Consider the following 13121-nt stretch of genomic DNA (forward strand, 5'->3'; position numbering starts at 1 on the left):
GCATACACCGACACATCCACCGGCGCCAGATCCAACACACCCCCCACCGGAAAACCCGGCCCACGCAACGAGAACTGCTCCCACAACCGCCAACGCCCACCGGGCAGATAAACGGCTTCCTGCTCTTCCGTCTGCTTTTCCGCGGCCATGACGCTCTACCTCTCGGGGCTCCGGTCTGCCGCGCACCATTCGAGAACGGCGCGCGCACTGTGGTATTTGTTCTCGGCCTGGTCGAAGGCGATGCTCGCCGGGCCGTCCAGCACGTCCGCGGTCACCTCTTCGCCTCGATGGGCGGGGAGGTCGTGCATGAAGACCGCGTCGGGGCTGCTTGCCATGGTTTTCTCGGTGATCTGGAAGGGCGCGAACACCTCGCGCCAGTCGGCGGCCGGCTTCACGGTCCCGGTGGTCTGCCAGCGGGTGGTGTAGACGACGTCGGCGGCCGGCAGGTCCGCCATGTCGTGGCGCTCCTCGATCCGGGCACCGCTCCGCTTCGCGCTGATCGCGGCCCGTTCCAGGAACTCCGGCGCCAGCCCGTACCCGGGCGGGGTGCGCAGCGTGAGCCGGGTGCCCCGGAAGCGGGAGAGCGCCAGGGCAAGGGCGGAGGCGGTGTTGTTGCCCTCGCCCACGTAGATCACGTGCAGGTCCTCGATCCGGCCGAACCTGCGCAGCAGCGTGGTGAGGTCGGCCAGCGCCTGGGTGGGGTGCTCCCCCTGGCTCATCGCGTTGACGACGGCCATCCGCCGCTGGTCGGCGTAGGCGCGCAGTTCGCGCTCGGGACCCGCGGTGCGCGCCACCAGCACGTCGATCATGCGGGAGAGAACCGCGGCGCTGTCCTCCACGGTCTCCCCGGTGTTCTCCTGGAGGTCGCCGGGGCCGTAGGTGATCAGCCGGGCGCCCAGCCGCAGCGCCCCGGCGGAGAATGCGGTGCGGGTACGGGTGGAGGTCTTGCGGAACAGCACGCCCACGACGGTGTCCGCCAGGGGCCGGACGTCGTCGGCGGCGCCCGCGGAGAACTCGGCGCCGCGCCGGGTGATGTGCTGCAGCTCCTCGTCGGAGAGGTCGTCGATGGAGATCAGATGGCGGCGTTCGGCCTGGGGCATGGTGCTTCCTCCTGGGTGGAGCGGTTCGGGGGCGGCTTCGGCCGGGCTGCCCCGGGTGTCAGCGGGCGAGCAGGGCGGCGCGCAGCACGCCGATGCCGTGGTCGAGCTCCTCGGGGGTGATGGTCAGCGGCGGCAGCACCTTGATCACCTCGTCGTTCCGGCCGGAGAGTTCGACGATCAGCCCGTGGTCGAAGGCATACCGCTGCACCTCTTCGGCGCGCTTGCCGCCGCCGCAGCGGCCCAGGTCGACGCCGAGCACCATGCCGCGGCCCCGGATGGTGATCTCCGGGTCCGCGGCTGCCAGTTCGGCTCCGAACGCGGCAAGCCGGCGGGCGGGTCCGGGCAGTCGGTCGAGGAAGTCCGGGCTGCTCCACAGCTCGGCGGCGGCGGTCGCGGCGACGAAGGCGAGCTGGTTGCCGCGGAAGGTGCCGGTGTGCTCACCCGGCTCCCAGACGTCGAGTTCGGGGCGGAAGAGGGTGAGGGCCAGCGGAAGGCCGTAGCCGCTGATGGACTTGGAGACGGTGACGACGTCCGGGACGATGCCGGACTCCTCGAAGGCGAAGAACGTGCCGGTACGGCCGCACCCGGACTGGATCTCGTCGCAGATGAGCAGGATGCCGTGGCGTTCGGTGACGGCGCGCAGTCGGCGCAGCCAGTCCGGGGACGCCTGGTAGACGCCGCCCTCCATCTGCAGCGGCTCGACGATCACCGCTGCGGGTACCTCGACCCCGGAGGAGGAGTCGGCGAGCAGTCGTTCGATGAACGCGACGGAGTCGAAGGGGCCCTGAGGTCCGTCCTCGTAGGGGATGAAGGTGACCTCGTCCTGCCCGTGCACCCCGCCGGCGCGGCGGGCCCGGCCGTTGCCGGTGACGGCGAGCGAGCCCCGCGTCATCCCGTGGTAGCCGCCGCTGAAGGCGAAGATCCCGCGGCGTCCGGTGGCCTTGCGGGCCAGCTTCAGCGCGGCCTCGACGGCGTCGGCGCCGGTGGGTCCGGCGAACTGGGCGGTGTAGTCCAGGCCGCGGGGGCGCAGGATGTGCTCGTTGAGCGCGACCAGGAAGGACCGCTTGGCCACGGTGTACATGTCGAGCCCGTGCATCATCCCGTCGGAGGCGAGGTAGTCGGCGATCCGCTCCTTGATCGGGCCGGGGTTGTGGCCGTAGTTGAGCGATCCCGCGCCGCAGAAGAAGTCGGTGAAGACGCGGCCGTCCTCGGCGTACAGCCGTGCGCCCCTGGCGCGCTCGAAGACCACCGGGAACTTGCGGCAGTAGCTGCGGACATGGGATTCGTGACGCTCGAAGACGGCGACGTCCGGTGCCTCGGCCGTGGCGGGGGACGGCGGCGCGGGGACGGGAGGGGTGAACGCGATGGTCATGGTGATCGGTGGTCCTTTCGGTTCTCGCCCGTCGTGCCGGCCGGCCGGGGGTGGCGGCCCTGTTCCGGTATGACGTGCCGTCGCGGTGCGGTGACATGGAGTGGCTGTCGGTGGCGTGGCGGAGCCGTGGCGGCCCCGCCACCGTGCCGGGCTTCCTCGCTACCGGCCGCCGTCCGCGAGCCGGGCGGCGGGGCGGCGTGGTCGGCGCCGCGCGCCCAGGACCGGTGCGGACGGTCCGGCGGCGACGGCCGGGTAGCCCGGGAGCGCGGCACAGAGCGCGGCCACGGTGGGGTGTTCGAAGAGCGCCCGGACCGGGACGTCGATGCCGAGCGCGGCCCGCAGCCGTACCGAGACCCGGGTGGCGAGCAGGGAGTGCCCGCCGAGCTGGAAGAAGTCGTGGTCGACGCCGATGTCCTGGACGCCCAGCACTTCCTGCCAGATCCCGGCCACGGTGCGTTCCGGGCCGGTGCGCGGCGGTGCTCCGGCGGTGGTGTCCCCGGCCGGGCGCCAATGCGCCACCGGGGGCAGCGCCTTGCGGTCGACCTTGCCGTTCGGTGTGCGCGGCAGGGCGTCCAGCGTCACGAAGGCTTCGGGCACCATGTAGTCGGGCAGGACGGCCAGCAGGGCCGTGCGCAGCTCCTCGTGGCCGGGGGTGCCGGTGGTGTCCTCCCCCTGCACCAGGTAGGCGGCCAGCCGTTGGTCGCCGTCCGGCTGCGGTACGGCGAGGACCACCGCGGCCCGGAAGGGGCCGAGGGCGAGCAGCGCGGACTCGATCTCGCCCGGCTCGATCCGGTGGCCGCGGATCTTCACCTGGTGGTCGGCGCGGCCCAGGATGTCCAGGGAGCCGTCGGGGCGTCGGCGGGCCAGGTCGCCGGTGCGGTACAGGCGTGCCCCGGGCCGGCCGGCGAACGGATCGGGGACGAATGCCCCGGCCGTCTGGGCCGGGCGGCCGTGGTAGCCCCAGCCCAGTCCGCTGCCGCCGATGTACATCTCCCCGACCGCGCCCTCGGCCACCGGTTCCATCCGCCCGTCGAGGAGATGGAGCCGGGTGTTGCCGCGGAGTTCCCAGTCCACGGTCCGCCCGTGGGCGTCGAGGCGGGCGGTGGTGGACCAGACGGTGGTCTCGGTGGGGCCGTACAGATCCCATACCCGGGCCCCGTCGGCGGCCAGCCGGACCGCGAGGTCGGTGTGGAGCTTCTCGCCACCGCTGAGGAGGGTGATCCCGGCGCCCGGCCGCCAGCCGGTGTCCAGCAGCATCCGCAGGGTCACCGGGGTGGCCTGCACCAGGGCGGTCCCGGCGGTGTCGATCAGCGCGGCCATCCGCTCCGGGTCGCGGGCCTGTTCGCGGTCGGCCAGCAGCAGCCGGGCCCCGGTCAGCAGCGGAAGGCACAGCTCCATCAGTGAGGGGTCGAAGGAGACCGAGGTGATGCCCAGGAAGGTGCCGCCGGGACGCAGCGGCAGCCGGCCGGCCATCGCCACCAGGAAGTGGGTAAGGGAACGGTGCTCGACCAGCACACCCTTGGGATGGCCGGTGGAGCCGGAGGTGTAGAACATGTAGGCAAGTTCGTCCGGACCCGGACGGCGCGGTGGTGCAGTACGAGGAGCGGCGGCCGGCCCGGCCGCCTCCGCGGGGTCGTCGAGCAGCAGGGTGCGCCGCTCGCCGGGCCGGGGCCCGGGTCCCGTGCCGTCCAGCCTCCCGGCGAGCGCCCGTTCGCTGACCAGCACCTCGGCCCCGGCGTCCTGGAGCAGGTAGCCGATCCGGCCGGCCGGGTAGCCCGGGTCGAGCGGCAGGTAGACGGCGCCTGCCCGGTGCGTCGCCAGCAGGGCCACCAGCAGCGCGGGGCCGCGTTCCAGGAAGACCCCGACGGGGGTGCCCGGGCCGGCGCCCATCGCGGCCAGCCGGTGCGCCAGCCGGTTGGCCCGGGTGTCCAGTTCGCCGTACGTGAGAGCACCGCCGGGGCCGCTCACGGCGACCGCGTCGGGGGTGCGGGCCGCCTGCCGGGCGAACAGCTCGGTCCAGGGGACGTCCGGTACCTCCAGCGCGGTGCCGTCGCCCTGGGCCAGCAGCCTGCGCCGCTCCCGCCCCGGCAGATCCGCCAGTGCGCCCGCGAGCCGGGCGACCGGGGCCTCCGGTTCGGCCACGGCGGCGGTCAGCAGGGCCACGAAGGCGGCGCCGATCCGTTCGGCGGTGTCCGGATCGAAGAGCGCGGTGGCGTACTGCATCCGTCCGGAGATCCGGCCGTCCGGCTGGGAGAGGAGGTCCAGCGCCAGGTCGAAGGCGGTGCCGGAGGCGGGGGTGGAGACCATCTCGGTGTCCAGGCCGGGCAGATGGTCCGGTTCCTCGGGCAGGGTGAGCAGTTGGAAGGAGATCTGGAAGAGGGGGTTGCGGGAGAGATCGCGCTGCTGGGCCAGCTCGGTGACGATCCGTTCGAACGGCAGCTCGGCGTGGGTGAGCGCGGCCAGCGTGTCCGTCCGCACCCGGCGCAGCAGTTCGGCGAAGGACGGTGCGCCGTCGAGGTGGGCGCGCAGGACCACGGAGTTCACGAACAGCCCGATCAGCTGGTCGAGCGGGCGCCGGCCCCGACCGCTGACCGGGGTGCCCACCGCGACGTCGCTCCGGCCGGCGAGCCGTCCCAGGGTGGCCTGGAAGGCGGCGAGCAGCACCATGAACCGGGTGGCCCGGTGCTCCCGGGCCACCCGGTCCACCTCCGAGGCGAGCTCGGCCGGGATGGTGAAGCGGGCGATGTCTGCGGCGCCGTCCCAGACCGCCGGGCGGGGCCGGTCGGTGGGCAGGTCCAGGGGTTCCAGGCCTGCCAGTCGCTCGCGCCAGTGGGCGAGTTGGCGCTCGCCGCGCGGTCCCGCCAGCCGTGCGGCCTGCTGGGCGGCGGCATCGGCGTACTGCAGGGGCAGCGGCGCCGGTCCGGGCCGCGGTGCGGTGCCGTCGGTGCGGGCCCGGTAGCCGGTCGCCAGTTCCTGGGTGAGGATCGGCCAGGAGAAGAAGTCGAAGGCGATGTGGTGGACCACGATCAGCAGCAGATGCTCCTGCTCGGCCAGCCGCACCAGGGTCAATCGCAGCGGTGGCGCGGTCTCCAGCGGCAGGGGCCTGACGAGTTCGGCGGCGACGAGCCCCGCGAGCCGCGACTCGCGCTCCTCGGGCGGCAGGTGCCGCAGATCCCGGTGGTCCCACGGTACGTCCACGGTGGGCTCCACCACCGCGACCGGCTCGCCGTCCACGGCCGGGTACCGGGTCCGCAGCACCTCGTGACGGGCGAGCACCGCGGCGAACGCGCCGGTCAGTGCCTTCTCGTCGAGGTCGCCGCGGATGCGCAGCGCCAGGGGCAGCAGATCGTCCGGCGTACCGGGGCGCAGGCTGTCCAGAAACCACAACCGCCGCTGTGCGAACGACATCGGCCGGCCGGCACGCGTCTCCCGGGCATCAGCGCTGTCCACCGGTCACCTCCATGGATGCGGACGAGTCCGGGGCCTGGCGACGGCTCCGGACATCTGCGAGTCTCCGTGCCGCCCCGCCTCCCGCCCAGAGAACTTCCGGCAGCCGCGTCGGCGGCCCACTCCTGCCCATGACTCCCTTGCCCGCCTCCGGCGGCCGTCGGCGGTCTGGTGATTGGTGTCCTGCCGCAGCGAGCCCGCCCCACCGCGCGGGGCGGGCCGCCGAATCGTTTCGGGTGGTGGGCCGGGCCCGCAGCAGCGCGGCGGACTTCCCGGCGGTGGATCGAGCACCGGGGAGCCCTGCTGGGCCGGCTCACCCGCGACGAGGATCCGCGAGGGGGCGAGTCGAGCCACCGTCCCCGCCGGCACTCCCCCGGGTCTTCGGGCGCACCCGGTACGTTCCGGTTCCGGGCGATGTCCCCGGTGCCGGCTCGCTCGGCAGTCGTCACGCAGAGCGCGTGCTCCACGGAATGTGAGCCGGAACCCGAGAAACGACGTCGGGCGGGGAACTGAGTGTTTGACTGGCCCGTATGTCATCGATTCCTGGCGTGCCCCGGCCTGATCAGGCTTCCTACATGCTGCGGGCCGCCGCCGGCGAAGCGGGCCGTGCGTACAAGCAGCAGTTGCTCGACCTGTTGGATCTCCGGGAGGGCCAGACCGTCCTGGACGTGGGATGCGGCCCGGGCACAGACCTGCCCGCGCTGGCGGAACGTGTCGGAGACTCGGGCACGGTGATCGGCGTCGACCATGACCCGGCCATGCTTGCCCGGGCTCGTGAACGCACGAACGACCTGCCCCGGGTGGAGATCCGTGAAGGGGACGCGCACGCACTCCCCGTCGAGCCGGGCACCGTGGACCGGGCCAAGATCGACCGAGTCCTCATGCATGTCGCCGAGCCCGCCGATGCTCTTGCACAACTCCGTCGTGCAGCCCGGCCGGGCGCGCGGATCGGCCTTGCCGAACCCGATTGGGACACCCTGATCGTCGACGCCGAGGACCTTGAGACGAGCCGCGCCTTCACCCGCTACACCACTGCGGAGATGGTCCGCCATGCGACCATCGGGCGCAGCCTTGCGCGTTTCGCCGCACAGGCAGGCTTCCGCATCGAAGCTGTGCTCGCCACGACACCGGTCTTCCGTGACTTCCACGAGGCGGATCACACCCTGGGCCTCGGCCGCAACATGCAGAAGGCCGTCGACGAAGGCCGCATCGACCGGGACCGCGGCCATCGCTGGTTCGCCGGCCTCTCCCAGGGACCGTTCTACGCATCGTTCACTCTGGTCAGCGTGATCTGCTCCCGCTGATCCGGCCGGGCCCCGGCGGGGCTTCGGCTCGTGCTCGGGTACCGGCGAAGGCGGTGGGAGGCTGTGCCGCCGGTCTCGGTGACCGTGCCGTCGAAGGTGAGGCGGTCGACGATGGCCGCGCAGGGACGGGGCCGGTGGAGGCCGACCGTGGTGCTGTACCACCGCACGCCCGGCGGACCTGTGGCGGTGCCCCGGCCGGGCGGGCGGGGCACCGCCGTGTCCGGCCCCGAGCGGTGTCCGGGGCGGCTGGGCACGGCCCTCGGAAGTCCGCGGGGCCGCGCAGGACCGCCTCCGCGCCGCGGCCGGCGCAGAGCACACGGGCCCGGTGGTGTGGTGCTCTCCTCGGAGACCAGGAACAGGACGGCCCGTGCGATGTCCTGTGGCGTCAGACAGCCGTTGAGCGACATGGCGGCGCCGCTCCGTCGTACGCGTTCGCGCGCCGGTCAGCGGGCGCCGTACACGGGCTGCGGCTTCCCGGACGCGGCGAGCAGTTCGACGGCCGCCGCCCCGGCCTCGGCAGGTGTCCAGCGGGCGCCCTTGTCGGCGGTGGGGCCCGGTCGCCAGCCCTCCATCACGGTGATCCGGCCGGCCTCGGTCTCGAAGACCCGGCCGGTCACGCCCGCCGAGGCCGCCGAACCCAGCCACACCACGAGCGGTGAGACGTTCTCCGGGGCCATCGCGTCGAATCGGCCGTCGCCGGGCGCAGCCATGGTCTCGGCGAAGGTCCGCTCGGTCATCCGGGTGCGGGCGGCCGGGGCGATCGCGTTGACCTGGACCCCGTACCGGCCCATCTCGGCGGCGGCGACCAGGGTCAGGCCGACGATGCCCGCCTTGGCGGCGGAGTAGTTGCCCTGGCCGACACTGCCCAGCAGTCCCGCCCCGGAGCCGGTGTTGACCACCCGCGCCTCGGGGACCCGGCCGGCCCGGGCCTCGGCGCGCCAGTGCGCCGCCGCGTGCCTGAGCGGCAGGAAGTGTCCCTTGAGGTGGACGCGCATCACCGCGTCCCAGTCGTCCTCGTCCAGGTTCACCAACATCCGGTCGCGGAGGAATCCGGCGTTGTTGACGAGGGTGTCGAGCCGGCCGAAGGAGTCGAGCGCGGTGGCGACGAGCGAGGCCGCTCCGTCGGTGGTGGCGATGTCGCCGCCGTGCGCGACGGCCTCGCCACCGCGGGCGCGGATCTCGTCGACGACCCGCTGCGCGGGGCCGGTCGCGGCTCCGGAGCCGTCGAGGTCCACGCCGAGGTCGTTGACGACGACCCGGGCTCCCTCGGCGGCGAGGGCAAGGGCGTGTGCGCGGCCGAGTCCGCGGCCGGCGCCGGTGACGACGGCGACGCGTCCGGCGCACAGGGCGGTCGGTGAGGTCATGTCAGGTGTCCTTCCGGTCGGGGCGGGTGCCGGGGCGGCCGGGCCGCTCAGTGGCACGGGACTCTCCCGCGGCCTCCGCATCACTGCTACGTTCTACCTAACAAACATTTGGTGGAAAGGTAGCTGATCTGCTCATGGGTGTCTCCACCTCCGCCCCGGAAGAGGGCGTCGCGCTCGTCACCGTGGACTTCCCACCGGTCAACGCGCTCCCCGTGCGGGGCTGGTACGAACTGGCCGGCGCCGTACGCGCCGCCGGAGCCGATCCGGGGGTCCGGTGCGTGGTGCTCACCGCCGAGGGCCGGGGCTTCAACGCGGGCGTGGACATCAAGGAGATGCGGCGCTCGGCCGGGCACGAGGCGCTGATCGGCGCCAACCGCGGCTGCTACGAGGCGTTCGCCGCGGTCTACGAGTGCGAGGTCCCCGTGGTCGCCGCCGTGCACGGGTTCTGCCTCGGCGGCGGCATCGGCCTGGTGGGCAACGCGGACGCCGTCGTCGCCAGCGACGACGCGACCTTCGGCCTGCCGGAACTCGACCGCGGGGCGCTCGGCGCGGCCACGCACCTGGCCCGGCTCGTCCCCCAGCATCTGATGCGCGCCCTCTACTACACCTCGCGCACCGTGACGGCCGAGGAGCTGCACGGGCACGGCTCGGTCTGGCGTGTGGTCCCGCGCGAGCGGTTGACCACCGCGGCCCTCGAACTGGCCCGGGAGATCGCCGCCAAGGACGGGTATCTCATCCGGCTCGCCAAGTCCGCCATCAACGGCATCGACCCGGTCGACGTGCGCCGCAGCTACCGGTTCGAACAGGGCTTCACCTTCGAGGCCAACCTCAGCGGCGTCGCCGACCGGGTGCGCGGCACCTTCGGCACGGACAAGGAGCGGCAGGCGTGACTCGGGACAAGACGATGACGGTCGACGATGTCGTCGGCCGTCTGGAGAGCGGAATGACGATCGGCATCGGCGGCTGGGGGTCGCGCCGCAAGCCGATGGCACTGGTTCGGGCGCTGCTGCGCTCCGACCTCACCGATCTGACCGTGGTCTCGTACGGCGGCCCGGACGTCGGTCTGCTCGCGGCCGCGGGGAAGATCCGCAGGCTGGTCGCGGCGTTCGGGACGCTCGACTCGATCCCCCTGGAACCGCACTTCACCGCGGCCCGGCAGCGCGGCGCGTTCGAGATGACCGAGCTCGACGAGGCGATGCTCATGTGGGGGCTGACCGCCGGGGTGCACCGGCTGCCCTTCATGCCGGTACGGGCCGGTCTCGGCTCGGACGTGCTGACGGTCAATCCGTCACTGCGCACCGTCACCTCGCCCTACGGGGACGGTGAGGAACTGGTCGCCGCCCCGGCCCTGCGCCTGGACGCCGCACTGGTCCACGTCAACCGCGCCGACGCGCAGGGCAACGGCCAGTACCTCGGACCGGACCCGTACTTCGACGACCTGTTCTGCGAGGCCGCCGACCGCGCGTACCTGTCCTGCGAGCGGATCGTCGACACGGCGGACCTGCTCAAGGAGCACGGCCCGCAGACACTCCTGGTGAAGCGGTTGTTCGTGGAGGGGGTCGTCGAGACGCCGAACGGCGCGCATTTCACCTCGTGCGTGCCCGACCACGACCGGGACGAGGCCTTCCAGCGCGCCTATGTCCGGGCCGCCCGCGATCCCGAGGCGTGGCGGGCGTTCACCGAACGGTTCCTGTCCGGGGACGAGGCCGGCTACCAGGCCGCCGTCGCGGCGTTCCACCAGGAGGAAGCATGAGCGCCACCGAGACCGGAACCGAGCGGGCGACCCGCGCCGAGTACTGCGTGGTGGCCTGTGCCGAGGTCTGGCGGGGCGCGGGCGAGGTCCTGGCCAGCCCGATGGGCACCGTGCCCTCGATCGGGGCACGCCTGGCGCGGCTCACCTTCGCGCCCGGCCTGCTGCTGACCGACGGGGAGGCGCTGCTCATGGGCGACGTGCCCGCAGTGGGGGCGAAACCGGGCGTGGTCGAGGGCTGGTTGCCGTTCCGCCAGCATCTCGCGCTCGTCTCCACCGGCCGTCGGCACGTGATGATGGGCGCCAGCCAGCTGGACCGGCACGGCAACCAGAACATCTCCTGCATCGGCGACTGGTCCCGGCCCCTGCGGCAGTTGCTCGGGGTGCGCGGTGCCCCCGGCAACACCCTGAACAATCCGACGAGTTACTGGGTTCCCAGACATTCGGCCCGGGTGTTCGTCGAACGCGTCGACATGGTGAGCGGGGTCGGGTACGACCGGGCGGAGGCGGCCGGGCCCTCCGCGACCCGCTACCACCGCATCCCCGAAGTCGTCAGCAATCTCGGTGTGTTCGACTTCGAGACCCCCGACCGCACGATGCGGCTGCGCTCGCTGCATCCCGGGGTGGGCGTCGACCAGGTCGCCGAGGCCACCGGATTCCCCCTCGCGGTCCCCGACGAGGTGCCGTTCACCCGCGAGCCCACCGGGGAGGAACTCCGTCTGATCCGCGAGGTCATCGATCCGAAGGGACTGCGCGAGCGGGAGGTTCCGGCATGAGCGGGCCGGAACCGGGGCCGATCCCGACGGCGCTGACCGCGCTGACCGGGGTCCGCCACCCGATCGTGCAGACCGGAATGGGCTGGGTGGCCGGCCCCCGCCTCGTGTCGGCCGCCGCGAACGCGGGGGCGCTCGGGATCCTCGCCTCCGCCACGATGACCGTCGAACGGCTGCGCGGGGCGGTCCGCGAGGTGAGGTCCCGCACCGACGCGCCGTTCGGCGTCAATCTGCGGGCGGACGCGGCGGACGCCGCCGACCGGGTGCGGATCATCATCGACGAGGGTGTGCGGGTGGCGTCCTTCGCGCTCGCGCCGTCCAGGGAACTGATCGCCCGGCTCAAGGAAGCGGGCGTCGTCGTCATCCCGTCCGTCGGGGCCCGGCGGCACGCGGAGAAGGTCGCCGCGTGGGGTGCCGACGCGGTGATGGTGCAGGGCGGCGAGGGCGGCGGCCACACGGGAGACGTGGCCACCACGGTGGTTCTCCCCCAGGTCGTGGACGCCGTCGGCATCCCGGTGATCGCGGCCGGCGGCTTCCACGACGGCCGCGGTCTGGTCGCCGCGCTCGCCTACGGAGCGGCCGGAATCGGCATGGGCACACGTTTCCTGCTCACCTCCGACAGCACCGTCCCGGTGGCGGTGAAGGAGAAGTACCTGGCCGCCACGGTGAAGGACGTCACGGTCACGACGAAGGTGGACGGGCTGCCGCACCGCATGCTGCGCACCGAGTTGGTCGACGCCCTGGAGCGTTCGGGCCGCACGGCCTCGCTGCTGCGGGCCCTGCGGCACGCCTCGGCCTTCCGGAAGGAGTCCGGGACGAGCTGGCCCCGGCTGGTGCGCGACGGACGGGCGATGAGGCACGGCAGGGAAATGACCTGGGGCCAGGTCCTGATGGCCGCCAACACCCCGATGCTCCTGAAGGCCTCGATGATCGACGGGCGCACCGACCGCGGGGTGATGGCCTCGGGTCAGGTGGCGGGCCTGATCGACGACCTGCCGTCCTGTGCGGAGCTGGTCGACCGGATCATGGCCGAGGCACAGGCCACGCTGAAGACGCTCCCCGGTACCGGCTGACGGCTCCCCGCGCGCCGTCGGGGCGGTCCGGGGTTGCGGACCGCCCCTCTCGCGCCGATGGACTCCTCCTCCGCTTCGGTCCCGAGACGGGTGCTGCCATGTGCGGTCGTCGTCGGCGACCTCCCCGGCAAGCCCTCGGTTTCAGCCAAAGATCTGATCAGGACCGTAAGGTGTGTTCGCGTTCCGAACGGCGGCGGTGCCCGTCCACTGCATGAACGTCCTTCGGCTCGTGGCCGGTTGGGACGGAACGGGAGCGGTGCGTGCGCGTGAGCCCCCGGCTGCTGTGGTCGCTATGCGGGGCGGTCCTCGCGTTCGGGGCTGGTCAGATACACCGTCGCCATATCCGCGACCTGCTGGGACCAGCGGTTCCAGGAGATGCCGTCGGGCCAGACGTGCAGCGTGACCGTCCGGTGGACGCAGGCGGCGGTGATCGTCCGGAAGGCGACGAGCAGTGCGGCCAACGGCTCGGCGCGACGGATCTCTCCGGCGTGGGCCATGGCCGAGGCGAGGAACAACCGCTCGATGTGCTCCAACGCGCGTCGCGAGCGTTCGGACGACTCCGTGCCGCGGGACTTGCCGACGACGTGGGGAATGACGTGGGCGCCGGCGGAGAAGCCGTCGGCCAACGAGCGGGTGAACGCGTCGACGACCTCCGAAAGACCTCCGTCAACGGCGCCGAGGGCGACGGTGATGTCCTCCTCCACGCGGGCGAGCAGCCGGTCCTTGACCGCGTTCAGCAGTTGTTCCTTGCCCTCGAAACGCCGGTAGATCGCACCGACCGACAGCCCGGCGCGGTCCGCGACGGCGGCCATGGTGAACTCGTCGAACCCCGTCGCGGCCAGCACCTGCTCGGCCGCCACCAGGATGCGCTGCAACGCCGCCCGGCTCCGCGCCTGCAGCGGCGGGTTGAATCCCGGCGGTGCGTTTCCCGAAGCCAC

At 72.9% G+C, this 13121-nt stretch carries 10 protein-coding genes; 5 read left to right on the plus strand and 5 right to left on the minus strand.

The features are described from left to right. Positions 1–155 precede the first annotated feature (155 nt). The 3 genes from ACF1CT_RS32585 to ACF1CT_RS32595 form a co-directional block, all read right to left on the minus strand. Entirely contained in the window at positions 156–1100 is a 945-nt protein-coding gene (locus tag ACF1CT_RS32585) for an ornithine carbamoyltransferase (RefSeq protein ID WP_391787610.1), read from the minus strand. Between the two features lie 58 nt (positions 1101–1158). Then, positions 1159–2472 carry a diaminobutyrate--2-oxoglutarate transaminase gene (locus ACF1CT_RS32590; RefSeq protein WP_391787611.1) on the minus strand — a complete coding sequence of 438 codons (1314 nt, stop codon included), beginning with the start codon at positions 2470–2472 and terminating at the stop codon, positions 1159–1161. A gap of 159 nt (positions 2473–2631) precedes the next feature. Further along, positions 2632–5922: an amino acid adenylation domain-containing protein gene (locus ACF1CT_RS32595; RefSeq protein WP_391787612.1), complete on the minus strand. Its 3291-nt coding sequence runs from the start codon at positions 5920–5922 to the stop codon at positions 2632–2634. 527 nt (positions 5923–6449) lie between these two features. On the opposite strand from ACF1CT_RS32595, the gene ACF1CT_RS32600 reads away from it, so the two are divergent. Then, on the plus strand, positions 6450–7223 hold the full coding sequence (locus ACF1CT_RS32600; protein ID WP_391787613.1) for a methyltransferase domain-containing protein: 774 nt from the start codon (positions 6450–6452) through the stop codon (positions 7221–7223). A 443-nt stretch (positions 7224–7666) separates the two neighbouring features. Here the strand turns inward: ACF1CT_RS32600 and ACF1CT_RS32605 are convergent, their stop codons facing one another. Then, a complete protein-coding gene (locus tag ACF1CT_RS32605; protein WP_391787614.1) occupies positions 7667–8587 on the minus strand; it encodes an SDR family oxidoreductase in 921 nt (306 codons plus the stop codon). Positions 8588–8721: 134 nt separating this feature from the next. Here ACF1CT_RS32605 and ACF1CT_RS32610 point away from each other — a divergent pair, with 134 nt between their 5' ends. The 4 genes from ACF1CT_RS32610 to ACF1CT_RS32625 are packed head-to-tail and all read left to right on the plus strand — an operon-like array spanning position 8722 to position 12183. Further along, positions 8722–9477: an enoyl-CoA hydratase family protein gene (locus ACF1CT_RS32610; protein WP_391787615.1), complete on the plus strand. Its 756-nt coding sequence runs from the start codon at positions 8722–8724 to the stop codon at positions 9475–9477. Positions 9478–9491: 14 nt separating this feature from the next. Then, a complete protein-coding gene (locus ACF1CT_RS32615) occupies positions 9492–10340 on the plus strand; it encodes a CoA transferase subunit A (protein WP_391787678.1) in 849 nt (282 codons plus the stop codon). Then, a complete protein-coding gene (locus ACF1CT_RS32620) occupies positions 10337–11113 on the plus strand; it encodes a CoA-transferase subunit beta (protein WP_391787616.1) in 777 nt (258 codons plus the stop codon). The genes ACF1CT_RS32615 and ACF1CT_RS32620 overlap by 4 nt, the downstream gene beginning before the upstream one ends. A 20-nt stretch (positions 11114–11133) precedes the next feature. Then, a complete protein-coding gene (locus ACF1CT_RS32625) occupies positions 11134–12183 on the plus strand; it encodes an NAD(P)H-dependent flavin oxidoreductase (protein WP_391787679.1) in 1050 nt (349 codons plus the stop codon). Between the two features lie 290 nt (positions 12184–12473). On the opposite strand, the gene ACF1CT_RS32630 is transcribed toward ACF1CT_RS32625, so the two are convergent. After that, complete coding sequence (locus tag ACF1CT_RS32630; protein ID WP_391787617.1) at positions 12474–13121, minus strand: TetR/AcrR family transcriptional regulator; 648 nt, start codon at positions 13119–13121, stop codon at positions 12474–12476.

The organism is Streptomyces sp. NPDC014734, from assembly GCF_043083325.1.
Taxonomy (GTDB): domain Bacteria; phylum Actinomycetota; class Actinomycetes; order Streptomycetales; family Streptomycetaceae; genus Streptomyces.

Coding starts and splice junctions, on each gene's coding strand:
- ACF1CT_RS32585 (WP_391787610.1), bottom strand. CDS start 1,100: ATGCCCCAGGCCGAACGCCGCCATCTGATCTCCATCGACGACCTCTCC.
- ACF1CT_RS32590 (WP_391787611.1), bottom strand. CDS start 2,472: ATGACCATCGCGTTCACCCCTCCCGTCCCCGCGCCGCCGTCCCCCGCC.
- ACF1CT_RS32600 (WP_391787613.1), top strand. CDS start 6,450: ATGTCATCGATTCCTGGCGTGCCCCGGCCTGATCAGGCTTCCTACATG.
- ACF1CT_RS32605 (WP_391787614.1), bottom strand. CDS start 8,587: ATGACCTCACCGACCGCCCTGTGCGCCGGACGCGTCGCCGTCGTCACC.
- ACF1CT_RS32610 (WP_391787615.1), top strand. CDS start 8,722: ATGGGTGTCTCCACCTCCGCCCCGGAAGAGGGCGTCGCGCTCGTCACC.
- ACF1CT_RS32615 (WP_391787678.1), top strand. CDS start 9,492: ATGACGGTCGACGATGTCGTCGGCCGTCTGGAGAGCGGAATGACGATC.
- ACF1CT_RS32620 (WP_391787616.1), top strand. CDS start 10,337: ATGAGCGCCACCGAGACCGGAACCGAGCGGGCGACCCGCGCCGAGTAC.